The organism is Phyllobacterium sp. TAF24 (genome assembly GCF_052113785.1).
GTDB lineage: Bacteria > Pseudomonadota > Alphaproteobacteria > Rhizobiales > Rhizobiaceae > Phyllobacterium.
Map to the genome: position 1 here is coordinate 164,788 of NZ_JBFRDN010000003.1, position 22,212 is coordinate 186,999.

Annotated in this window: 22 protein-coding genes; 13 read left to right on the forward strand and 9 right to left on the reverse strand. The window is 55.2% G+C overall.

Translation table 11 applies throughout. The annotated features are described in order from the left end of the window. Positions 1 to 68: 68 nt before the first annotated feature. From AB4Y96_RS04245 to AB4Y96_RS04255, 3 genes are all read left to right on the forward strand, one after another. The gene (locus tag AB4Y96_RS04245; protein ID WP_441915880.1) at positions 69 to 2,258 is read left to right on the forward strand and encodes a TonB-dependent siderophore receptor; all 2,190 of its coding nucleotides are present in this window, start codon (positions 69 to 71) and stop codon (positions 2,256 to 2,258) included. Positions 2,259 to 2,479: 221 nt separating this feature from the next. Continuing rightward, positions 2,480 to 3,406 carry an ABC transporter ATP-binding protein gene (locus tag AB4Y96_RS04250; RefSeq protein WP_091885623.1) on the forward strand — a complete coding sequence of 309 codons (927 nt, stop codon included), beginning with the start codon at positions 2,480 to 2,482 and terminating at the stop codon, positions 3,404 to 3,406. Beyond that, positions 3,403 to 4,164 (forward strand): ABC transporter permease, encoded by a 762-nt coding sequence (locus tag AB4Y96_RS04255; RefSeq protein WP_441915881.1) that lies wholly within the window; start codon positions 3,403 to 3,405, stop codon positions 4,162 to 4,164. The genes AB4Y96_RS04250 and AB4Y96_RS04255 overlap by 4 nt, the downstream gene beginning before the upstream one ends. Before the next feature lie 2 nt (positions 4,165 to 4,166). Here the strand turns inward: AB4Y96_RS04255 and AB4Y96_RS04260 are convergent, their stop codons facing one another. From AB4Y96_RS04260 to AB4Y96_RS04270, 3 genes are all read right to left on the reverse strand, one after another. Beyond that, entirely contained in the window at positions 4,167 to 4,343 is a 177-nt protein-coding gene (locus AB4Y96_RS04260) for a hypothetical protein (RefSeq protein ID WP_441915883.1), read from the reverse strand. Positions 4,344 to 4,436: 93 nt separating this feature from the next. Continuing rightward, positions 4,437 to 4,859, reverse strand: a complete 423-nt coding sequence (locus AB4Y96_RS04265; RefSeq protein WP_091885460.1) for a hypothetical protein — start codon at positions 4,857 to 4,859, stop codon at positions 4,437 to 4,439. 135 nt (positions 4,860 to 4,994) lie between these two features. Next, positions 4,995 to 6,197, reverse strand: coding sequence for an MFS transporter (locus AB4Y96_RS04270; protein WP_441915885.1), 1,203 nt, complete (start codon positions 6,195 to 6,197; stop codon positions 4,995 to 4,997). Between the two features lie 99 nt (positions 6,198 to 6,296). Between AB4Y96_RS04270 and AB4Y96_RS04275 the strand changes: the two genes are divergently transcribed. Together AB4Y96_RS04275 and AB4Y96_RS04280 are read left to right on the forward strand one after the other, a co-directional pair. Further along, positions 6,297 to 7,223 carry a LysR family transcriptional regulator gene (locus AB4Y96_RS04275; protein WP_441915886.1) on the forward strand — a complete coding sequence of 309 codons (927 nt, stop codon included), beginning with the start codon at positions 6,297 to 6,299 and terminating at the stop codon, positions 7,221 to 7,223. A 247-nt stretch (positions 7,224 to 7,470) separates the two neighbouring features. After that, on the forward strand, positions 7,471 to 8,178 hold the full coding sequence (locus tag AB4Y96_RS04280; RefSeq protein WP_441915888.1) for a DUF3053 family protein: 708 nt from the start codon (positions 7,471 to 7,473) through the stop codon (positions 8,176 to 8,178). On the opposite strand, the gene AB4Y96_RS04285 is transcribed toward AB4Y96_RS04280, so the two are convergent. Genes AB4Y96_RS04285 through AB4Y96_RS04300 form a run of 4 tightly spaced genes read right to left on the reverse strand, consistent with a single transcriptional unit; the run spans position 8,175 to position 11,984 of the window. Beyond that, positions 8,175 to 9,233, reverse strand: coding sequence for a D-TA family PLP-dependent enzyme (locus AB4Y96_RS04285; protein WP_441915890.1), 1,059 nt, complete (start codon positions 9,231 to 9,233; stop codon positions 8,175 to 8,177). The two genes, AB4Y96_RS04280 and AB4Y96_RS04285, sit on opposite strands and share 4 nt — an antisense overlap. 3 nt (positions 9,234 to 9,236) lie before the next feature. Continuing rightward, entirely contained in the window at positions 9,237 to 10,118 is an 882-nt protein-coding gene (locus AB4Y96_RS04290; protein WP_112522409.1) for a MurR/RpiR family transcriptional regulator, read from the reverse strand. Between the two features lie 5 nt (positions 10,119 to 10,123). Continuing rightward, entirely contained in the window at positions 10,124 to 11,191 is a 1,068-nt protein-coding gene (locus tag AB4Y96_RS04295; RefSeq protein ID WP_441915892.1) for an ABC transporter ATP-binding protein, read from the reverse strand. A gap of 1 nt (position 11,192) precedes the next feature. Then, entirely contained in the window at positions 11,193 to 11,984 is a 792-nt protein-coding gene (locus AB4Y96_RS04300) for an SDR family oxidoreductase (protein ID WP_441915894.1), read from the reverse strand. 283 nt (positions 11,985 to 12,267) lie between these two features. Between AB4Y96_RS04300 and AB4Y96_RS04305 the strand changes: the two genes are divergently transcribed. From AB4Y96_RS04305 to AB4Y96_RS04325, 5 genes are all read left to right on the forward strand, one after another. Continuing rightward, positions 12,268 to 13,497: an ABC transporter substrate-binding protein gene (locus AB4Y96_RS04305; RefSeq protein WP_441915896.1), complete on the forward strand. Its 1,230-nt coding sequence runs from the start codon at positions 12,268 to 12,270 to the stop codon at positions 13,495 to 13,497. A 196-nt stretch (positions 13,498 to 13,693) separates the two neighbouring features. Next, positions 13,694 to 14,563 (forward strand): carbohydrate ABC transporter permease, encoded by an 870-nt coding sequence (locus AB4Y96_RS04310; protein WP_091885482.1) that lies wholly within the window; start codon positions 13,694 to 13,696, stop codon positions 14,561 to 14,563. Continuing rightward, a complete protein-coding gene (locus AB4Y96_RS04315) occupies positions 14,560 to 15,387 on the forward strand; it encodes a carbohydrate ABC transporter permease (protein WP_175540722.1) in 828 nt (275 codons plus the stop codon). The genes AB4Y96_RS04310 and AB4Y96_RS04315 overlap by 4 nt, the downstream gene beginning before the upstream one ends. A gap of 19 nt (positions 15,388 to 15,406) precedes the next feature. Continuing rightward, positions 15,407 to 15,775 (forward strand): RidA family protein, encoded by a 369-nt coding sequence (locus AB4Y96_RS04320; protein WP_175540724.1) that lies wholly within the window; start codon positions 15,407 to 15,409, stop codon positions 15,773 to 15,775. Between the two features lie 194 nt (positions 15,776 to 15,969). Next, on the forward strand, positions 15,970 to 17,439 hold the full coding sequence (locus AB4Y96_RS04325; protein ID WP_441915899.1) for a M81 family metallopeptidase: 1,470 nt from the start codon (positions 15,970 to 15,972) through the stop codon (positions 17,437 to 17,439). A 14-nt stretch (positions 17,440 to 17,453) separates the two neighbouring features. Here AB4Y96_RS04325 and AB4Y96_RS04330 read toward each other — a convergent pair whose 3' ends face one another. After that, the gene (locus tag AB4Y96_RS04330; RefSeq protein ID WP_441915901.1) at positions 17,454 to 17,921 is read right to left on the reverse strand and encodes a MarR family winged helix-turn-helix transcriptional regulator; all 468 of its coding nucleotides are present in this window, start codon (positions 17,919 to 17,921) and stop codon (positions 17,454 to 17,456) included. A 104-nt stretch (positions 17,922 to 18,025) separates the two neighbouring features. Between AB4Y96_RS04330 and hmgA the strand changes: the two genes are divergently transcribed. Genes hmgA through maiA form a run of 3 tightly spaced genes read left to right on the forward strand, consistent with a single transcriptional unit; the run spans position 18,026 to position 21,006 of the window. Further along, positions 18,026 to 19,342 carry a homogentisate 1,2-dioxygenase gene (hmgA, locus tag AB4Y96_RS04335; protein ID WP_441915903.1) on the forward strand — a complete coding sequence of 439 codons (1,317 nt, stop codon included), beginning with the start codon at positions 18,026 to 18,028 and terminating at the stop codon, positions 19,340 to 19,342. Next, complete coding sequence (locus AB4Y96_RS04340; protein ID WP_441915905.1) at positions 19,339 to 20,358, forward strand: fumarylacetoacetate hydrolase family protein; 1,020 nt, start codon at positions 19,339 to 19,341, stop codon at positions 20,356 to 20,358. Before hmgA ends, AB4Y96_RS04340 begins: the two co-directional genes overlap by 4 nt. A gap of 3 nt (positions 20,359 to 20,361) precedes the next feature. Continuing rightward, positions 20,362 to 21,006: a maleylacetoacetate isomerase gene (gene maiA, locus AB4Y96_RS04345; RefSeq protein WP_441915907.1), complete on the forward strand. Its 645-nt coding sequence runs from the start codon at positions 20,362 to 20,364 to the stop codon at positions 21,004 to 21,006. Between the two features lie 28 nt (positions 21,007 to 21,034). Here the strand turns inward: maiA and hppD are convergent, their stop codons facing one another. Further along, positions 21,035 to 22,147 (reverse strand): 4-hydroxyphenylpyruvate dioxygenase, encoded by a 1,113-nt coding sequence (gene hppD / locus AB4Y96_RS04350; RefSeq protein ID WP_441915908.1) that lies wholly within the window; start codon positions 22,145 to 22,147, stop codon positions 21,035 to 21,037. Positions 22,148 to 22,212 lie beyond the last annotated feature (65 nt).

Here is a 22,212-nt window from a genome sequence, read left to right on the forward strand (position 1 = left end):
TTCAGGCACATGATGATACCAGCGCGGGTGCAGCGGCGTGCGGGATCATTGTATTTTGGGGCGACACAATGACAAGAAACAACCGGACCCGCTGGGTGAGCCTTTTGCTTGCCAGCACGACACTGGGCATTTCGATCATGCCGAATGCTGCCAATGCTCAAGAGCCCATCGTCCTGAAGGAAATCGTCATTGATGGTGGCAATGGCTCGACAACCGGTCCCGTGAATGGATATGTAGCCAAGAAAACCGAGGCTGGCTCCAAGTCAGATATGCCGATCACTGCTATCCCGCAGTCCGTTTCGGTCGTTGGCCAACAGGAATTGCAGGACCGCGGCGTCAAGAAGGTTGATGAAGCGCTGCGCTACACGGCTGGTGTCACCGCATCGCCCTTCGGTGAAGACCCCGATACGGACTGGATTTTCATTCGCGGTTTTCAGGCTACACAGACAGGCATATTCCTCGATGGCCTGCCGCTGTTCGGTTATGGTTTTGGCGGCTTCCAGATTGATCCATTCATGCTTGAACGCGTGGAAGTCCTCAAAGGCCCGGCATCCGTGCTTTATGGCGGCGCCAATCCCGGCGGCATCGTCAATATGGTGAGCAAGCGTCCACAGAAAGACCGCTTCGGCCGTATCGAAACCGGCATCAACCAGTATGGCAATGCTTATCTCGGTGTTGATGTCGGCGACAGGATCGATGAAAACGGCGTGTGGACCTATCGTTTCACTGGCCGCGTTGCGGGCGGCGACCAGCAGACGGATTTTGCCGAGGACCTGCGCGGTATCATCGCGCCGCAGCTGACCTATGAGCCATCGGCAGACACCAAGATTACGCTGCACGGTTACTTCTCAGCACTTGACCAGACCCATTCCGGCGGCAGCTTCCTTCCCTATGTGGGCACGGTTGTTGATGCGCCATTCGGCAAGATCAGCCGCGATGCGAATTTTACTGAACCCGGCATCGACAATGGCAAATACAAACAGGCGATGATCGGCTACGAAGTCGAGCATACATTCGACAGCGGCTGGAAACTCAGCCAGAATGTCCGCTACGGCCACATGACGAAGCAGGAAACCAGCCCTTATCCCTATGGCTATGTTGACCCGGCCTATCCTTATGGTGGTGGTCCGAACCCGACAACGCCGGATAATCTGCTGTATCGCATTGGCTTCAATCACGACACCAGGGTCGATACATTCCTGATGGACAACCGCGCCGAGAAGGAATTCTCGACCGGACCACTCGAACATAAGTTCCTGTTTGGTGTTGACTATAAATATTACAAGATCGATCAGGTACAGGCGTCAGGCGGCGCAACACCGATCAGTGCCAATAACCCGGTCTATGGGGCGCCGCAGGGCTCAACGAGCGTCTATCTCGATCAGGTTCTGAAGATGAACCAGATTGGCGTCTATGCGCAGGATCAGGTGCGCTTTGGCGATGGCTGGCTGGTCACTCTGAATGGCCGCTACGATTATGTGAAAATCCAATCGGATTCAGCTGAAGGTCCCTATTTCCCGTTGGGCCCAACCTATGAATACAACAAGAGCGCTGTCAGTGGGCGTGTCGGCCTCGGCTATGAATTTTCCAACGGCGTAACGCCCTATGTCAGTGCCGCTACATTCTTCAATCCGGTGATTGGCGTAACATTGGGCGATCCTTTAAAGCCGGAGGAGGGCTATCAGTTTGAGGCTGGCGTCAAATATGTACCTGACTTTGTTGATGGCCTGCTGACTGCCTCTGTATTCCAGATCACCAAACAAAATGCTCTGTCGCGTATTCCGGGTACATTCATCGACACGCAATTGGGCGAGGTCACATCAACCGGGCTTGAACTCGAAGGTAAGGTCAATATCGACCAGAACTGGAAGGCTCTGGCATCACTGACCGTCCTCGACATGGAAATCACCAAGGACGAGGACTCCAAATTGGTTGGCAACTGGCCAACAATCGTTCCCAAAGTGTCTGCCGCGTTCTGGCTGGATTACACGGTCGACCAAGGGCCATTGGAAGGCGTCAATTTGGGTGCAGGCGTTCGCTATCAGGGTGAATCCTATGCCAATAAGAGCAATACCCTCAAAGTGCCCGGTGCGACGCTGTTTGATGCGGCGATCCGTTATGAAAAGGATAGCTGGGGCGTGGCTCTCAATGTCACCAACCTTTTCGACAAAGCCTATGTGAAGGGCTGCGACGGTGAGGCAGTGTGCGGTTATGGCGATGGCCGGACGTTTACGCTATCCGCCCATACCAAGTGGTAGCGCGAAAACACCATTTACAAAACTGACGAATCTGGACACCCGCGATGCAAATGCATGGCGGGTGCTTTCCTTTCAGGTGCTCCTGACTCGATTTGTCAGGAGGTGGTTTGAAAACCTGTTCTGATCACCATATAAGGAAAACAATTCTTCCAATGATGGTTCGCATCTCCAGTTCGTTCGTCTGGAGACGCCGCGGCCGAAAATTCCGTTCGGATAGTCTCATGTCATCAGCCATATCTGTTTCCAACCTGTACAAGACCTATGGTTCAGGTTTTGAAGCACTGAAGAACATCAACCTCGATATCCATCACGGCGAGATCTTTGCATTGCTCGGGCCGAATGGTGCTGGCAAGACGACGCTGATCAGCACGATCTGTGGTATCGTCAATCCAACATCGGGGACGATCCTTGCCGATGGCCACGACATCCTGAAGGACTATCGCGCGGCGCGTACGAAAATCGGCCTTGTCCCGCAGGAATTGACGACAGACGCTTTCGAGACGGTGTGGAACACTGTCAGTTTCAGCCGGGGCCTGTTCGGGAAACCATCCAATCCTGCTCATATCGAGAAAATCCTGAAAGAACTCACGCTGTGGGACAAGAAAGACAACAAGATCATCACCCTGTCAGGCGGCATGAAACGCCGTGTGATGATCGCCAAGGCACTGTCGCACGAACCGGAAATTCTGTTCCTCGATGAACCAACCGCCGGTGTCGACGTGGAGTTGCGCCGAGACATGTGGAACGTGGTTCGGGCGCTGCGCGAGTCTGGCGTTACCATCATCCTGACGACCCATTACATTGAAGAAGCCGAGCAGATGGCAGACCGCATCGGTGTCATCAGCAAAGGCGAGATCATCCTGATCGAAGAAAAAAACGAGCTGATGCGCTCGCTCGGCAAAAAGCAGCTCCGGCTGCAATTGCAGGAAGAGCATAAGACCATACCAGCGGCTTTGGCCAAATATGGCCTTGAACTGACGCCAAGCGGCTGCGAGCTGATCTACAGCTACGACGCCCATGAGGACAAAACCGGCATCGCCGCCTTGCTCAAAGATCTGGACAAGGCTGGGGTAGGGTTCAACGACATTCAGACGAAGCAAAGTTCGCTTGAGGAAATCTTCGTCAATCTGGTGAGAGAACGCAAATGAACCTTTATGCGATCCGCGCGATCTATCTGTTTGAAATGCATCGCACATGGCGCACGATCATGCAGAGCATCATCTCGCCCGTTATTTCCACAAGCCTGTATTTTGTTGTCTTCGGTTCGGCGATCGGCGGACGCATTCCTGAAATCAATGGTGTCAGCTATGGTGCATTCATCGTGCCGGGGCTGGTCATGCTGTCGCTGCTGACACAAAGCATCTCCAATGCTTCCTTCGGCATCTACTTTCCCAAATTCACYGGAACGATCTACGAACTGCTGTCCGCGCCTGTCTCCTATTTCGAGATTGTCGTCGCCTATGTCGGAGCGGCGGCGTCGAAATCGATTATCCTTGGAGTGATCATTCTGGCAACGGCCGCACTGTTCGTGCCGATGCGGATCGACCACCCCTTTGTCATGGTGCTGTTTCTGGTGCTGACGGCGGTGACCTTCAGCCTGTTCGGCTTCATTATCGGTATCTGGGCGGATGGCTTTGAAAAACTGCAGCTGGTGCCGCTGATGATCGTCACGCCGCTGACTTTTCTGGGCGGCAGCTTCTACTCCATCGACATGCTGCCACCATTCTGGCGGACTGTTACCCTGTTCAATCCGGTGGTCTACCTGATTAGCGGGTTTCGCTGGAGCTTCTACGGAGTGTCAGACGTGCATATCGGAACAAGCCTTGGGATGACGGCAGTGTTCCTCGTCGTCTGTATTCTGATTGTGCGCTGGATGTTCAAGACGGGATACAGGCTGAAAAGCTAAGCCTATTCTTCCCAACGCTGCGACGGATCGCGATCATCAGTCGTATGATTGCGCTCCTCGCTGCTGAGGAAGTCAGCTGAAATCTCTTCGGATTTCAGCAACAGGCGGCCATCCTGATCAGACACAGCGCCATAGGCGATGCCGCGCTCTGGCGTGGATGGTTTGAACAAGATTTTCACTGTCGGACCCATACGCGTTCCCCGTACTTAAAATCGTACGCACTACCCACGACGTGTATGATGCAGGCAAAAGCCGCTGAGAGTCGAGTCCCTTCACCGGCTCCAGAGTCCATAGAGGACCAAAGCCACGAACAGTGTAACGAAAGCTGCGAAAGCAATATGCAGTTTTACCAGAACACTTTTGGTTCCCGATATACGCGCATTCAGTGGCCGGGTTTTCTCCGGGCGCGTACGCAGGCGCATCCGCGCCAATATATCATCCAGCGCCTTGCAGCCGTCCAACTCATCCTCATGTGAGGCAATGAACCGGAACAGCGCCGCGTCGAAAAGCAGATAGCCTGTTAAAAACAGGGTGACCAAGCCGCCAATCATCATGAGGGGCCAAAGCCCGGCAAACAGAGCGCCACCCTTGTCAGCGATAATGGAGGTGCCGACCATAAGTATGCAGGTAAGGACGCCATAGGTTATGGCGCGCTGCCTCAAATGATGAGCAAACTCGGCAGCATCTTCCTCCATGGCAGTCCTTTCCCAAGCCTTTGATATTATAGCCTGTGCCCACTCATTTTATGATCATATGGGACCACCCACAATCAGAATATTGCGGAGCATCGTTCAAACCATTTTTCAGGAACAGGCGTTAGGGCTTTGATCTTATAGGGCAAAGCGCCGGAAGACCTTTTTCAGCGTAAGGGCAGTTCCAATCGCAATAACCCCCGCGATTGCAACAGGTATGGCTGCAGCTTTCCAGCCAACGGCATCAACAAGACTGCCGACAACGACGGGACCAATCATCTGGCCAAGATTGCTGCCCTGCATAACAAGCCCGACTGACATCGCTCCAAGTTGCGCCTCCGGCACCGCCCGTGGTGCAGCCCCCATCATCGCCGAGGGAAGGCACCCGCCCACACCTGAGAAGACCACACAGAGACTGAAAATCAGCCATGTTGGTCCAGAAAGGGTAAACACAGCGACACCTGTCATTGTCATGATGGCGCTTGCCACGGCAAGCAGTAACCAGCGCGGCAGACCATGACGCAGCGCGATGCCAGCGCCAATATTGCCAACAATGTTGGTCACAATGGCAAAGGCAGTCATCACGCCCGCAGCCGTACTTGATACACCCATCCGTTCGGCCAGAAGGACAGGCAGAAAGCTGAACAGTGCAAAAAACTGCAGGCCATACATGGCGAACATCATGGCCAGAAGCAGCGGACCAGCTGACGTAACTGTCTTGCCTGCATTCTTCGCTATCGTGTTCAGTGAAGGCTTTGCCTGCGGTGATTTCTCTTTCGGAACAAGAATTTGCAACAGGAGAGCAAACAGGCAGGCAATAATCGCATTGGCGAACCAGAAAACGCGCCAGCCATCAATAGCAAGACCAAGCAGAATTGCCAGCGCGATTCCAGCCGGCATATAGCAACTCCAGAACGCGAAAACGAGATCACGATCCTGTGCCGTGGCAATGCGGTTGAGGATGGCAGACCCGGCAATTACCACGAACAGCAAACCCGTTCCCTCCAGAACACGCGCCGCAAGCAGGATGTTGAAGGTTTCGGTCGATGCGCCAATTGCGCTACCCAATGCAATGCCAAGAAGACCCGCGACAATCAGATTTCTGTCGCCAAAGCGCGTTGTGGCCGCTCCTGCGGGAATACCGCCCACCACCGCAAGCAAGGCGAAGATCGACATTACCCATCCAGCCTGACCAAGGTTCAGGTGAAAATCATTGCGCAATGCGGGAATGGCAATAGCGGCCTTGCCCACTTGAAGCGCGGCTACGACGCCGCTTGCTATAACAAGGATTGTGGAGAGACGATCGGTTTTGAGGGCGGGCAGGCTACTGATTTCCGTCACGACAGGTATCCGGGAGAATTACACTGCTTTCATCATCGCATGCCAATTCCATCGATGATATTGACAAAATTTGGCTCAATATGATCGATTAAATAGATCATGTTGGATGCACTCACGCTTGATCAGATGCGCATGTTTGTTGCCGTCACCGAGACCGGCAGCTTTCGCGCGGCGGCAACACAGCTGTCGCGCGTACAGTCTGCCATCAGCCACTCAATTGCAGGCATGGAAACCCAACTCGGTCTTGCGCTGTTTGACCGTTCGGGCCATCGGCCAGTTCTGACATCGGAGGGGCAAGCACTGCTTGCCGATATCAGAGCCATCCTGTTGAAGGTGGATACGATGCGGGCCCGGGCGCGGGGTTTGGGGGAGGGGCTCGAACTTGGCATATCCATCGCGCTTGACCCGCAATTTCCCGTTGAACTTGCGGCGAGTGCCTTGAAAGCGGTGCAGGATGCCTATCCCTCCGTTGGTGTACGGTTGACCATCGCCCCCATGGGAACGCCCATCGCTGCCTTGCGCGAACGCCGATGCACGATGGCCATTATGGCGTTGGACATGCCGGATCCGATGATAGAGCTGGAAGAGCTGGCCTTTCTCTGGCGCGTTGCCGTTGTCTCGCCACACCATCCGCTGGCGCTACGTGCTGCCCTTGGACCTGCTGTCACTGCGGCGGAGCTTGCCGATCATGTCCAGATTGTTGGTGAGGACCCCTCGCACCTGACAGAGGGCCGCGATTTTCACGTTCTGTCCCCGCGAACCTGGCGGGTCAGTGATAATGACACCAAGCGGGTTCTCATCCTGAAAGCCATTGGTTGGGGTAACCTGCCAATCTGGCTGGTTGAGAAGGATTTGAACGAGGGAAAGCTGGTGCGGGTGCCCACGGCCGAGTATGGCCAGAACGGCGAAACGATGCTGCGCGCCTATATTGCCCACCGTTCCGATGAGCCGTTAGGGCCCGCTTCGCGGCTGTTTCGCAAGGCGCTTATCGAGCAGGTTCAGCAGGAAAAAATATCCGCCCCCTGAATGTCCCGCTTTGCCATTGCTTCTGGAAAACACACTTTGGGGCTCCTCTACGGTTGTACTACCCCCTGTTCTGCACTAGGTGCTAACCGCGAACACACGCACTCTCTTGGGGGAAATATAATGCTTTGCCCGCGCTGATGCCCAAATTCTGCAGCACCAGCGTGGAAAGCAATAATGGCCGACAGGCCCAACTGCTCGGGCTGCTTTTGCCTGAGTGGAATTAAGAAAAGAAAAGGAAAGTAACAAAATGCCAGGATTCCGTTTTGCCATTGCGGCTGTCATGACCGTGTTCATGGCCCTGACAATCTCAGCTTGCTCGGACAGCGAGGTCACCCAGCGCAAGGCATTCATCGATTTTCTGCAGACACGCATTGTCGACAAGAAGGGTGTGAGCGTCCCGCAACTCACCGCAGAAGAGACCAAATCCCTGGGTTCCTATGCTGCTCAGTACAAGGTCATCACTGATTTTCACGCGGCCATGAATGAAAAGATCAGCAAGCCGATGGAAGCCCTTACTGCCAAGGGTGCGATTACATCCATCAATGATGCCATGAATCGCAAGGAAGACATCAAGGCCGCCTTCGCTGGCCTGAGCACTCTGCGCACCGCCATGGATGAAGAGCAGGCCACCGCAGATAAGGCTCATGCGGCATTGAAGCAGCCGGAGGACCTTAAGCCCGTTTTTGACAAGGCCTATGACAAGACCGTCAGCAATCTTGCCAATACCTATAAGGAAATCTTTCCGGCCACGAGCGAGACCTTTGACATTCTCCTGAAGGTTGTCGATTTCGTTGACCAGCATAAGGACAAGATCACGATTTCAGGCTCTATGTTTGAGGTGTCCGATCCTACTGTTCAAGCGCAACTGAACACTCTGCTTGAACAGGTCAATGCCAAGGGACAGGCCATGTCCCAGGCGCAGAAGAAAATGCGCGCAGCAATTTACGGCAATTAATCGACCCGGCCACGCGCGGCGACGGGGGCAATTTCGACCACCTCGTCGCCTGAAATTAGCACCACGCTGTCAAACAGGTTCGACACCACGCAGGCATGATTGGGGATAATCCGCACCCGATCGCCAATCTCAGGCTTGGATTTGCAACCTGATACATCGATTGTCCCATGTTCCTCGCTCAGCGATGTAATCACCGCTTCCGGGAACTCCACGATCCGCCCAAAACCTTCCATTCCAAATGTATCGCTCGACAGCGACTTTGAGCCCGCGTCGATAACCACACGGTTTTCCGTCGGGCGGCTGACAACGGTTGCAAGGACAGTCAAAGCACAATCGTCCCAGGTACCCGCATTCTTTGCCACCTGAAACCGGTCCATGTAGATATAGGTGCCGGGCCGATGTTCCGTGGCAGTTGTCACCTCGTGGGCATGCCACATATCGGGTGAGCCGCCATTCGAGATAATGCCGGGATTAAGACCCGCATCAATGGCTTTCTGCTTTGCTGATGCCAGCCAAGCCTGATTTTCAGCGACAGCGCCCGCTTTCGGATAGGTCATGAAACCCGCAAAGGTGAGACCGCTGGCGGCATCGATTGTCTTCGCCAATGCCACGGCCTCATCGGGCGTTTGCACCCCGCAGCGGCCCATGCCCGTATCGCATTCAACGAGAACTTCGAGCGGTTTTGCCGAATTGGCGAACGCAGCGGCGAGGCCACTCACCGTTGCCGCACTGTCGGCCGTCACAGCAATCTTGATACGGTGATGCAGCGCCACAAGCCGGTCGAGCTTGGCTTTGCCGATAATATTATAGGGAATAAAGATATCGGTGAGACCAGCATCGGCCATGACCTCGACTTCACCGAGTTTCTGGCAGGTGATCCCGATAGCACCGAGTTCCACCTGACGCTTGGCAAAACGCGGCAGTTTGTGTGTCTTGATATGTGGGCGCACGGCCAACCCATGCTTGTCCGCATAGGTCTGGAAGCGCTGCAAATTGGCATCTGCCCTGTTCACATCGATAAGGACGGCAGGTGTATCAAGTTCGGACAGTTTCAATTCTCAATCTCCAAGCGGAAGGTTCGGCGCATCGCTTTTTTGCATGCCCTGAAGGTTCTTGATCCGGCGCATACGTTCCACCGCCGGTGCGCCGATCTTTTCCGCCACGCTCATGGCAAGCATATCGGTAAGGGCAAGCAGCGCGTAGCGGGCGGGCGAGGGCCGGTAGATATTCGTGCCCTCTTCAATGTGAAAGGGCAAGACCAGTTGCGCCGCCGCAGCCAGCGAGGAATTCGCCGCTGTAAAGGCAATCGTTTTTGCGCCATAGCGTCCAGCAATGGTCACCGCGTCGATAACAGGTTTCACCTCGCCGGAAAGCGAATAGGCGACAATAACCGTATCCTTGTTGCTGGTGGCGGCCGTCATCTGCTGCATCTCGCCGTCAATATGTGACGACGCCAGAAGCCCCAGCCGGAACAGCCGGTTTTCAAGTTCTGTTGCGGCCATCGAGGATGCTCCGCCTGACCCATAGGCCCGAACCATGCCAGCTCCGGCAACGATTGCCGCAGCACGGTCAAGATCGGCGCGATTGATCAGGCCCGTCACAGTCTCGATTGCGTTCATGGCGCTGCTTGCAATGATGGAAGGCACACCATTGCCGGTAGAACTATCGGCGGGATTGACGGAAATGAACCGCCCGGCGATCGCCAGCGATTGTGCCAACCCGACCTTGAAGTCTCGGGTGCCTTCAAAGCCAAGCATGCGGCAGAAGCGGGTAATTGTCGGCTCGCTTACCCCCGCCTTTTCCGCCAGCCGCTCTATCGAAGCATGCGTGGCAAAATCCGCATCGGCCAGAACGGCGGCCGCCACTCTTTGATCGGATCGCTGACCGTTTTCAGCGATTTCCCGCAACCGCGCAACGATGTCGAAATGCGGCGAGGCCATGTGCTCTAAATCCGGTTTCCGGTTTTCCCGTCAAAGACATGAACTTTATCAGGATTGACTGTCAGCATCATCTGGCTACCCGGTTCAGGCGCGACGCGATCACGGAAGACTGCACGAACGCCAACACCGGCAATCGTGCCGAAGAGGTGTGTTTCCGAGCCGGTCGGTTCGATCACTGCAACCTTATAGGGGAAGCCCTGGCCACTTGCAGCGAGGCGGTAATGTTCAGGCCGGATACCGACTTCAATCGGCTGTCCTGAAGCCGCAGTTGTATCCCCGACGGGAATGGTAAAGCCTTCAGCGGTCCGCATACGCGCTACGCCATCACCACGCTCAAGCGTGCCCGGAATGAAGCTCATGGCGGGCGAGCCGAGGAATCCGGCAACAAATTTATTGGCAGGCCGGTCATAAAGTTCCAGCGGCGAGCCAATCTGTTCGATACGGCCACCGTTCATGACGACAATCCGGTCAGCCATGGTCATGGCTTCAATCTGGTCATGGGTGACATAGACAATGGTGGTTTTAAGCTGCTGGTGCAACGCCTTGATTTCCGTGCGCATTTGAACACGCAGTTTGGCGTCAAGATTGGAAAGCGGCTCGTCAAAAAGGAAGAGGTCCGGCTCGCGCACAATGGTCCGCCCCATGGCAACGCGCTGGCGCTGACCACCGGAAAGCTGGCGGGGCAGGCGGTCGAGATAATCATGCAGGTTGAGCGTTTCCGCTGCCTTGTTCACCTTGGCATCGATAATGCTGCCCGCCTCCCGGCGGATTTTCGGACCGAAACCGATGTTCTTGCGCGTCGTCATATGCGGAAACAGCGCATAGCTCTGGAAAACCATGGAAATATTGCGCTGCTGCGGCGCAAGGCCATTGGTCAGGCGATTGCCAATCCATAGTTCACCGGAGGAAATATCGTCGAGACCGGCAATCATCCGCAGAAGCGTAGACTTGCCGCAGCCCGAGGGGCCGATCAGCACGAGAAACTCGCCATCGTGTACGTCAAGATCGATGCCGTGCAGGACACTCATGGCACCGTAGGATTTGACAAGTTGTTTGATCTGCAATCCGGCCATATCAGTTTTTCCCTGCAAGAACTTCGTTGATGAAACGCAGATTGCCTGCTGTCAATCCGGCATCCACGGCGAGCGCTGTACCCGTTATGCCCGATGCCGCCGAAGAGGCCAGAAAAAGCGTGGCACTCGCCACTTCTTCCGGTGTCACCATACGCCCGAGCGGATAGTGCGGCAGGACCTTTGCCAGAAGCTCGGGATGGCCGGCAAGACGGTGATCCCATGCGGGTGTGCGTACTGAACCGGGGCAGACCGCATTGGCACGGATGCCATTTGCACCGCGCTCAACCGCCAGCGCCTTCACATAAGAAATCAGTCCGGCCTTGGCCGCCGAATAGGCAGGATTGCCAAAATGCGAGAGGGCATTCACCGATGAGATAAACACGATATTGCCGCCACCGCGTTTCGCCATGGCCTCGACAATGGGGGTGGTTACATGGAACGCACCATTCAGGTTGATCGCAATCTCGCGATCCCAGACATCGCCGTCCACCTGATCCAGCGTTTCCCCGCGGGTAAATCCGGCATTGTTGATCAACATATCCGGCGTACCGTTTGTCCTGATAAAGTCGCCAATAGCCTTTTCTGTTCCTGCGCGGTCTGTCAGCTCAAAAACCAGCCGGTGAGCGAGCGGCAACGCTTCCAACGCTTCAATGGTCTGGTCCGCACCGGAAACAATCGCTCCAGCTGCATCAAACGCTGATATCAGCGCCTGACCAATGCCACCGCCAGCGCCGGTGATCAGTACCTGCTTGCCTTTGAGGCCATAGAAATCATGCAAATGAGGTGAGGTCATCGTCCGTTCGTCTGTTCCCGTATTATTGGCCCGCTTTGACGGGCGATTTTTTGCGGATTCTGCCCGCTTGTCATCAAGCTAACGGCCAGACATGAAAAAAAGCAACATAAAAATACACGAAACAAACCTAAAAATTCGCTTGCATGAAATTAAATTACATTTGAAGATAGATGGGCTGGTTGGAGAGAACAGTCTTTTCGGGAAGCGCAGCGACGCACCCGCTACAGATGGTTCATGAGAAAACAAACACCGCCCGAACGCGGTGATAACAAGGGGAATGACAATGACATTCAGACAGAAACTTGGCCTTCTTGCCGGAGCAAGCATCGTTGCTTTCAGCAGCAGCGCCTTTGCCGACAGCACCGTGCGCGTGACCATCGCCGAATATAGCAAGGGCACAGGACCCTATTTCCAGGAAGCTGCCAAGGCATTTGAAGCGGCTAATCCTGACGTCAAAATCCAGATCGAAGTTGTGCCATGGGACAGCCTGCAGCAGAAGCTGACCACCGATATCTCAGCCGGTGCCAATGCCGATCTTTCCATCATCGGCACACGCTGGCTGCTCGATTATGTGTCCGAGGGCATCGTTGCGCCGCTTGATGAGCACATCAAGCCCGAGTTCAAGGCCCGCTTTATCGATACATTCCTTACGCCGTCAGTCATGAACGGCAAAGTCTACGGCCTGCCAATCGCCGCCTCGGCCCGCGCCATGTATTACAACAAGGATATTTTCGCCAAGGCTGGCATCAGTGCGCCGCCAGCAACATGGGCTGATTTCAAGACCGATGCGGAAAAGATCAAGAAGCTTGGCGGTGAGACCTATGGTTTCGGCCTGCAGGGCAAGGAAATCGAGACCGATGTCTATTTCTATTACGGCATGTGGTCGAATGGCGGCGAGATCGTCAAGGACGGAAAATCCGGACTTGATTCCAAGGCAGCCATTGAAACGGCCAAGCTTTACAAGAGCTTTATCGATGGGGGCCTGACCCAGCCGGGTGTAACTTCCTATTCGCGTGAAGATGTGCAGAACCTGTTCAAGCAGGGCAAAGTGGCAACTGTTATCACGGCTCCTTTCCTGTCAGGCCAGATCAAGACAGAGGCGCCGAAGCTGAATTATGGCGTAGCGCCAATTCCAGCCGGTCCAAACGGCGACAAGGGTACCTATGGTGTGACCGACTCCATCGTCCTGTTCGAAAACTCCAAGAACAAGGAAGCCGCGTGGAAGTTCCTCGATTTTATCTTCACCGCCGAACAGCGCACCAAGTTCGACAAGATCGAGGGCTTCCTGCCAGTTAATGCAGAAGAAGCCAAAGACCCATACTTTGCCGATAATGCCGATCTGAAAGTGTTCACATCGCTTCTGCCCAATGCCCGCTTTGCACCGGTTATTCCGGGCTGGGAGGATATTGCCAAGACAACCTCCAATGCCGTGCAGAAGATTTATCTCGGACAGGGTGAAGCTGAAGCGACGTTGAAAGAGGCGGCAGCCAAGATCAACGCAACGCTGAAATAATGTGAGATGGCGATAGGGGCGGTGTGTTGTTTTACCCCCACCGTCGCTTCGCTCCGACCCTCTCCACAAGGGGAGGGTGAAGACAATCACCGAGTTTGCCGCTGCCTTACCCTCCCCATCGTGGGGAGGGTCGGAGCGACGGTGTGGGAGTCTTCACGGATCACACCAAGAAACCTGATCGAAGGAACGCACGCTTATGCAACGGGCAACAGCCCCCTATTTTCTCATCCTGCCGAGCTTTCTTCTGGCAGCCGCCATTATCCTCTGGCCGCTGAAAGAGATTGTGTCGCTCTCACTGCATGACGTGAACCGTTTCGGTATCCTTCGGGATTTCGTCGGGCTTGAGCATTTCCGCGTTCTGTTTGCAGACCCTGACTTTATCGCCGCCACATGGCGCACGCTGATCTGGACCGCCTGTGTTGTGCTTGGTACGCTCATCGTATCGGTACCCATCGCACTGATCCTCAATGAGGATTTCTACGGTCGCGGCATTGCCCGCATCCTGATCATGCTGCCTTGGGCGATTTCGCTGACCATGACCGCCGTTGTCTGGCGTTGGGCTCTGAATGGCGAAAGCGGCATGCTGAATTCAGCGCTACGCGATCTTGGTGTCATTGGCAGCAATATTCAGTGGCTGGCCGAAGCTTCCACGGCTTTTCCAATGCAGATCCTGATCGGCATTCTCGTCTCGGTTCCGTTTACCGTCACCATCTTTCTGGGCGGTCTTTCATCGGTTCCCGAAGACCTCTACGAAGCCGCTGCCACCGAAGGGGCAGGGCGCTGGGACCAGTTTCGCCTGATTACGCTGCCGCTGCTGCGTCCATTCATCAACATCGCTTTCGTTTTGAACACCATCTATGTCTTCAATTCGTTCCCGATCATCTGGGTAACCACACAGGGCGGTCCGGCGAATTCAACCCATATTCTGGTGACCTACCTCTACGAGCTTGGGTTCCGCCTTGGCCGACTTGGCGATGCTGCGGCCATCTCATTGATCATGTTCGCGATCCTTCTCGTCTTCACCCTGATCTATGTGCGGCTTGCCATGCGCGAGGAGAAGGCATGATGAACAGGAAACTCAAACGCTCGCTGCTTTTCTGGCTGTGTCTCTCGCCCATCATTGTGGTGATCCTGTTCCCTTACGCGGTCATGACCATCACCTCGCTCAAATCAGCAACAGAGGTATTGAACCCCACATGGTGGCCGGAAGAGCTGCACTGGCAGAATTTTTCCGAGATGTGGCAAACATCAGGCGTGGGTTCAGCTCTCGCCAATTCGCTCTATGTCTCCACGCTTTCAACGGCCCTGACGATCATCGTTTCCATTCCGGCAGCCTATGCGCTAAGCCGCTACGAATTTGCGGGCCGCAATGCCTACCGGCAATTTCTGCTTGTCTCACAGATGCTGTCGCCGATCGTTTTGGTCATCGGCCTCTTCAGGTTGGTGGCCAATGCCGGGATGATCGACAATCTGAATGTGCTCGTCATTATATATACGGGCTTCAACATCGCCTTCTGCGTGTGGATGCTGCAAAGCTATTTTTCCACCATCCCGCGTGATCTTGAAGAAGCCGCATGGATGGAAGGCGCCAATCGCTGGCGCACCTTGCGCAGTGTGTTTCTGCCGCTTGCGGTCCCGGCGATGGTGGTCACCGCCATCTTCACCTTCATCAATGCATGGAACGAGTTCGTCATCGCACTCACCATGCTGCGCAAGGAAGAGAACTATACTCTGCCCATCCGCGTGCTTTCGCTCGTTGCCGGGCGTTACACCGTCGACTGGCACTACGTCATGGCTGCGGCATTTGTAGCATCGGTTCCCGTGGCCATTCTCTTTGCCTGGTTGCAGCGCTATCTGGTGCGCGGTCTTTCCATCGGCGCCGTCAAATAATCAAATATAGGACGTGAATATCATGACAAAACAACATTTCGGATCATCGCATGTACCGCTGTCACCAGCCGTTCGCGCCGGGGATTTCATCTACATTTCCGGTCAGGTTCCTGTTGGAGCCGATGGCACCGTCATCATTGGCGGTATTGAAGCCCAGACCAAACAGGTGATGGAAAACATCAAGGCAGCGCTGGCATTAGCGGGTGCAGAACTTTCCGATGTGGTGAAAACCTTCGTCATTCTGGAAGATGCGCGCGAGTTCGCAGCGTTCAACAAAACCTATGCCACCTATTTCACCGAAAACCCGCCAGCACGCACAACGATTGAATCGCGCCTGATGATCGACATCAAAATCGAGATCGAAGCCATCGCATACAAGCCGCTGTGAATATGACGGGTTCGTGGTTCGACAAGCTCACCATGAGGGAGAGAGGTGATGTAACGATAATCACGGCCGTTACAGAATAAAGCTCCCCGCAACCCATCCCTCTCCCTCATGGTGAGCTTGTCGAACCACGAACCATAGGGATGCAAACCGAATATCGCAGTAGCAAAGCTGCAGTCTGCCCAGAGAAAGTGACCATGCGCATCTTCACCGCGTCCCTCGCCACGGAAACCAACACGTTTTCACCCGTCCCGACGGACCGCGCCAGTTTTGAAATGGCGTTCTATGCAGGACCAGGCGAACATCCTGACACGCCGACACTCTGCTCCGCGCCAATAGTTGTGTTGCGCCGCCGTGCGCGGGAAGAAGGTTTTGAACTCATCGAAGGCACCGCAACGTGGGCGGAACCCGGTGGCCTGTTGCAACAGCAGGCCTATGAAGGGCTGCGCGATGAAATTCTTGATCAGTTGAAAGCCGCTTTGCCTGTTGATGGCGTGATCCTCGGCCTGCATGGTGCCATGGTTGCGCAGGGCTATGATGATTGTGAAGGCGATCTTCTGGAGCGCATTCGCTCAATCGTCGGGCCTGATGTGCTGATAGCTTCTGAACTTGATCCACACAGCCATTTAACGCGCAAGCGGGTGGAGAATTCCAACATTCTCGCCGCCTTCCTCGAATTTCCGCATACGGATTTTTACGAACGCGGCGAGCATGTGGTCGATCTTGCCCTTCGTACCCTGCGCGGTGAGATCAAACCCATCATTTCCACCTTCGATTGCCGCATGATCGGTGTCTTTCCGACAAGCCGCGAGCCGATGCGTTCCTTCGTTGACCGCATTCAGGCCCTGCAGGGCCACCACAATATTCTCTCGATTTCCCTGATTCACGGTTTCATGGCCGGGGATGTGCCTGAGCTTGGCACGCAGGTGATGGTCGTCACCGACAATGACGCGCCGCGCGGTGCGGCATTGGCTGAATCGCTCGGTATGGAAATTTTCGGGATGCGCGGCCGGACGGCGATGCCGATGCTTGATACGGAAGCTGGCCTCGACAAAGCCGTCGAACTTGCGGCTACGAAAAGCGGTAAACCAGTTGTTGTTGCAGACGTCTGGGACAATCCCGGCGGCGGCGTTGCGGGCGACGGCACATTGATCCTGCGCCGCATGATCGAACGCGGCATCGACAACGTTGCCGTCGCCACAATCTGGGACCCGATTGCCGTTACCTTCTGTCTGGCAGCAGGTGAGGGCGCGAAGATTCAACTCCGCTTTGGCGGCAAGGCGGGACCGGATGGCGGCGCGCCGCTCGATGCACGCGTTGAAGTGCTGAAAGCCGTACAGGAGGGCTGGCAGAGCTTTGGCAAGAGCCGCGTCACGCTGGGGCCAGCGGCTGTAATCCGGCTTGAGGGCACCAACATAGAGGTCATCCTCAACACAAACCGCACCCAGACTTTTGAGCCGGATATTTTTTCCAATCTTGGCATCGAACCTGCCTCGAAAGACATCCTGCTGGTCAAATCCACCAACCATTTCCACGCGGGTTTTGAACCGGTGGCGGCGGAGATCATCTATATCGACGCGGGCGCACCCTATCCATCCAACCCGAAGAAAACCGACTACCGCAAGTTATCGCGTGAAATCTGGCCACGGGTCGAAATGCCGTTCTGATCGGACAGAGCCTATTACCGGCCCTGCCGGTAATAGGCCTCAAGTGCCGCAAGCCCGGCCTTCAAATCCTTTGCGCCCCGTTCACCAAGCCGGGTAAAAAGTTCCGTCTCATAATCATGCGCGAGCGTCGTCAGGCGTTGATACGCCTTGCGTCCGGCAGGTGTCAGTTCGAGATGTTCCGTACGACGGTCGGCTTCATCGCGCTTGCGCTTGAGCCAATGGCGCTGCTCCAGTGAAAACACTGCACGACTGACTTTCGTCTTATGCATTGAAGAGTGCGCGCCAATCGCCGTGGCTGATAAAGCACCGAACTGGCCAAGTGTCGCCAGCGTGCGCCATTCCGGCCGCGTCAGCCCATATTCGTCGCGATACTGGCTGGCAAATCGCTGACTAATCGCTTCCGCCGCCTTGTTCAGCCGGTAGGGAATGAAATCCTCCAGAATAAGCGGCGCCAGCCCAGCCTCGTTCTCTTTAATTGTCATCTGATCTCCTTTGCCGTTGATAGTTACAAAATAGATCGTCACAAATGCAACTAAATAGATTGGCCGCGTTCCGCCGCCAATATCTCAGATCGGGAGGACTGATCATGACCCTTCACTACATGCCGGGCTTCGGCAATGATTTCGAAACCGAGTCTCTTCCGGGCGCCCTGCCGCAAGGACAAAACTCGCCGCAGCGCTGTGCCTATGGGCTTTATGCCGAACAACTGTCCGGTTCTCCCTTCACCGCACCGCGTGGTATCAATGAACGCTCATGGCTTTACCGTATTCGCCCGTCGGTGAAACATTCAGGGCGCTTTACTTCCACCGCACGCAAAGACTGGAAAACAGCACCCAATCTCGATGACCACGAACTTCCTATCGGCCAGTTGCGCTGGAATCCGACGCCTATGCCGAAGGAACCCGTCAATTTCATCGACGGCATCCGCACCATGACCACCGCCGGCGATGTGCATGGTCAGGTTGGCATGGCTGCACATGTCTATGCATTCAACCGCGATATGGACGATGACTACTTTTTCAATGCCGATGGCGAGATGCTGCTCGTGCCGGAACAGGGCCGTCTGCGCGTGTTCACCGAAATGGGCATCATGGAAATCGAGCCGTCGGAAATCTGCATCATCCCGCGCGGCATGGTGTTCAAGGTCGCCGCGCTTGACGGCGAAGCTCGTGGCTATATCTGCGAAAACTACGGTGCAAAATTCGCACTGCCCGATCGCGGGCCCATCGGTGCCAACTGCCTTGCCAACCCGCGCGATTTCAAAACGCCGGTTGCCGCCTATGAGGACAAGGAAACAGCGTGCCGTCTGCATGTAAAATGGTGCGGCAAGTTCTATGAAACGGGCCTTGGCCATTCGCCGCTCGATGTGGTGGCATGGCATGGCAATTACGCGCCCTATAAATATGATCTGCGCACCTTCTCACCCGTCGGTGCCATCCTCTTCGATCATCCCGATCCGTCGATCTTTACGGTGCTCACAGCTCCATCAGGCGAGGAGGGGACCGCGAATGTCGATTTCGTTATTTTCCCGCCGCGCTGGCTGGTTGCCGAGCATAGTTTCCGCCCGCCATGGTACCATCGCAATATCATGTCGGAATTCATGGGATTGGTTTATGGTCAGTATGACGCCAAGGAAGAGGGGTTCGTTCCCGGTGGCATGAGCCTGCACAATATGATGCTGCCACATGGACCGGATACAATGGGATTCAACAAGGCATCAACAGTGGAACTCAAGCCGCACAAGCTTGAAAATACACTGGCCTTCATGTTCGAAACGCGTTTCCCGCAGCACCTGACCCGCTTTGCGGCGGAACTGGAATCGCTGCAGGATAATTATGCCGATTGCTGGACGGACCTGAAAAAGCGGTTCAATGGAACACCCGAGGGAGACTGGTCCGAATGAAACTCGCATCACTGAACAATGGAACCCGCGACGGCAGGCTCGTCATCGTGTCCAAGGATTTGACTGGTTTTACCGACGCATCGTTTCTGACCCCAACATTGCAATCGGCACTCGACAACTGGGCGCGGATTGCACCGCATCTGGAAGCGCTCGCCGAGAGCCTCGACCATGGCTCGGTGCCATCGGAGCGTTTTCATGAACATGAGGCGCTTTCGCCGCTGCCCCGCGCTTTTCAGTGGGCCGATGGATCGGCTTACGTCAACCACGTCGAACTGGTGCGCAAGGCACGCGGCGCAGAAATGCCCGAGAGTTTCTGGACCGATCCGCTGATCTATCAGGGCGGCTCCGACAGTTTTCTCGCACCGCGCGCACCTATTGTGATGGCTGATGAAGCCTACGGCATCGACATGGAAGGCGAAGTGGCCGTTATTGTCGATGATGTGCCGATGGGGGCAACGCCAGATCAGGCACGGGGTGCCATCCGCCTCATCATGCTGGTCAATGATGTCAGCCTTCGCGGACTGATCCCGGCTGAACTGGCAAAAGGTTTTGGCTTCTTTCAGTCAAAGCCTTCCTCCGCTTTCTCGCCTGTGGCTGTGACACCCGATGAACTCGGCGAGGCCTGGGACGGCGGCAAGGTACATCTGCCGCTGAGTGTTGATTATAACGGCAAGCCATTCGGGCGAGCCAATGCGGGCATCGATATGACCTTTGATTTCCCTGTTCTCATTGCCCATGCAGCGAAAACCCGGCCACTTGCCGCAGGCACGATCATCGGCTCGGGCACGGTTTCCAACAAGCTTGATGGCGGACCGGGTAAACCTGTTGCGGAAGGCGGAGCGGGTTATTCCTGTATCGCGGAAATCCGGATGATCGAAACGATCAGCCATGGTGCACCAAAGACCCCATTCATGGCGTTTGGCGACACAGTGCGTGTCGAAATGAAAGACAAAGATGGTCACTCCATTTTTGGAGCAATCGAACAGCAGGTCGCGCGCTACGAAACGGGGAACTGAGGAATGAGCGGGCTCATCCTCTTTGAATATTGGCGGTCATCGGCAAGCTACCGGGTGCGTATAGCACTCCAGAGCCTCAAGCTTGATTATGAGAGCGTTCCCGTGAATTTGCTCAAGGGCGAACAGAAGGACCCAGATAATCTCAGCCGCAACCCGCAGGGCCTCGTTCCGACGTTGGCGATGGACGGGCGGATGATGACCCAGTCACTGGCAATTATCGAATATCTTGACGAGATTTACCCTGATGCCGCATTCCTGCCGCCTGATCCCGCAGGCAGGCAGCGGGTGCGTGCACTGTCCTATGCCATAGCAATGGAAACTCATCCCGTCTGCAACACCGGGGTCATTGCGCATGTAATGGAGATCACCGGCGGCGGTGATGCCGCCCGCAGCGCATGGATGCAGAAATTTATCGCGGAAGGATTGGCGGCATTCGAAAGACTGCTTGATAGCCCGGATACCGGCAAATTCTGCCATGGCGATAAGCCGGGAATGGCGGATTTCTGCCTTGTGCCACAGGTCTATAATGCCCGCCGCTGGGGCGCGGATATTTCAGGGCTGAAGCGCGTGAACGCCATCACCAAACGCTGTGAAAAGCTGAAGGCTTTTGCAGCTGCACACCCGGATAAGGCCAAGCCGCGTGAGTGAGCAGGAACTACTCACGCGGTTTTGAGATTTATTCCGCTGCATCAACCTTGATGACGCCGCGGCGAATCTGGTCTTCTTCGATTGACTCGAACAGGGCACGGAAATTGCCCTCGCCAAAGCCTTCGTCACCCTTGCGCTGGATGAACTCGAAGAAGATCGGTCCGATGACCGTCCTGGAGAAAATCTGCAACAGGATTTTTGTCATGCCCCCATCGATAACGCCTTCGCCATCGATAAGAATGCCATGCTTCTTCATCCGTTCAATCGGCTCGTCATGGCCATGCACGCGGTCATGCGACATGTCGTAATAGGTTTCGGGCGGACCCGGCATGAACTTGAGACCATTTTCGTCAAGCTTATCCGTCGCGTCATAAATACCTTCGGTGCCGACAGCGATGTGCTGGATCCCTTCGCCCTTGTACTTACGCAGATATTCCTCGATCTGGCTCTTATCGTCAGTCGATTCATTCAAGGGAATACGGATCTTGCCGCAGGGCGAGGTGATCGCCCGGGAGACAAGGCCCGTCAGCTTACCGGCAATATCAAAGAAGTGAATCTGCTTGAAGCCAAACAATTCGCGGTAAAACGCCCACCACTTGTCCATATTGCCGCGATAGACATTATGGGTGAGGTGGTCAAGGTAGTAGAAACCAACACCTTCAGGCTTTGGATCGCGCTCGCCCAACCACTCGAACTCGTCCTCATAAACAGAGCCCTTCTCACCATATTTTTCGATGAAATACAGCATCGAGCCACCAATGCCGACAATAGCGGGAACATCTAGGGTCTTGTCATCGCCGGTATAGGGCGTCGCACCCTTGGCAACCGCATGATCAAAGGCGTGCTTGGCATCAACCACGCGCCAGGCCATGGATGGCGCACAAGGACCGTGCTCCCCAACGAATTTCGTCGCATGGGAACCCGGTTCAGCATTGAGGATGTAATTGATATCGCCCTGACGCCACAGCGTTATGTTTTTCGAACGATGACGGGCAACGGGCTTGTAGCCCATGCGGGTAAAAAGTTCTTCCAGCTTTTCCGGCTCAGGATGCGCGAATTCGACAAACTCAAAGCCATCGGTTCCAGCAGGATTATCCTTGCTGATCGTGGCAACAGGTGCGTCGTGCGGAAATGGGCCCATAACATCCTCCTCTGGCTTGCGTCATTATCGCGCAATGGGCATGCAATGTGCTTGCATTTCGACGC

Bases quoted from the DNA above. Each gene is read 5' to 3' on its own strand.
- AB4Y96_RS04245 (WP_441915880.1), top strand. From the start codon at position 69: ATGACAAGAAACAACCGGACCCGCTGGGTGAGCCTTTTGCTTGCCAGC.
- AB4Y96_RS04250 (WP_091885623.1), top strand. From the start codon at position 2,480: ATGTCATCAGCCATATCTGTTTCCAACCTGTACAAGACCTATGGTTCA.
- AB4Y96_RS04265 (WP_091885460.1), bottom strand. From the start codon at position 4,859: ATGGAGGAAGATGCTGCCGAGTTTGCTCATCATTTGAGGCAGCGCGCC.
- AB4Y96_RS04275 (WP_441915886.1), top strand. From the start codon at position 6,297: ATGTTGGATGCACTCACGCTTGATCAGATGCGCATGTTTGTTGCCGTC.
- AB4Y96_RS04280 (WP_441915888.1), top strand. From the start codon at position 7,471: ATGCCAGGATTCCGTTTTGCCATTGCGGCTGTCATGACCGTGTTCATG.
- AB4Y96_RS04290 (WP_112522409.1), bottom strand. From the start codon at position 10,118: ATGGCCTCGCCGCATTTCGACATCGTTGCGCGGTTGCGGGAAATCGCT.
- AB4Y96_RS04295 (WP_441915892.1), bottom strand. From the start codon at position 11,191: ATGGCCGGATTGCAGATCAAACAACTTGTCAAATCCTACGGTGCCATG.
- AB4Y96_RS04300 (WP_441915894.1), bottom strand. From the start codon at position 11,984: ATGACCTCACCTCATTTGCATGATTTCTATGGCCTCAAAGGCAAGCAG.
- AB4Y96_RS04305 (WP_441915896.1), top strand. From the start codon at position 12,268: ATGACATTCAGACAGAAACTTGGCCTTCTTGCCGGAGCAAGCATCGTT.
- AB4Y96_RS04310 (WP_091885482.1), top strand. From the start codon at position 13,694: ATGCAACGGGCAACAGCCCCCTATTTTCTCATCCTGCCGAGCTTTCTT.
- AB4Y96_RS04315 (WP_175540722.1), top strand. From the start codon at position 14,560: ATGATGAACAGGAAACTCAAACGCTCGCTGCTTTTCTGGCTGTGTCTC.
- AB4Y96_RS04325 (WP_441915899.1), top strand. From the start codon at position 15,970: ATGCGCATCTTCACCGCGTCCCTCGCCACGGAAACCAACACGTTTTCA.
- AB4Y96_RS04330 (WP_441915901.1), bottom strand. From the start codon at position 17,921: ATGACAATTAAAGAGAACGAGGCTGGGCTGGCGCCGCTTATTCTGGAG.
- hmgA (WP_441915903.1), top strand. From the start codon at position 18,026: ATGACCCTTCACTACATGCCGGGCTTCGGCAATGATTTCGAAACCGAG.
- AB4Y96_RS04340 (WP_441915905.1), top strand. From the start codon at position 19,339: ATGAAACTCGCATCACTGAACAATGGAACCCGCGACGGCAGGCTCGTC.
- maiA (WP_441915907.1), top strand. From the start codon at position 20,362: ATGAGCGGGCTCATCCTCTTTGAATATTGGCGGTCATCGGCAAGCTAC.
- hppD (WP_441915908.1), bottom strand. From the start codon at position 22,147: ATGGGCCCATTTCCGCACGACGCACCTGTTGCCACGATCAGCAAGGAT.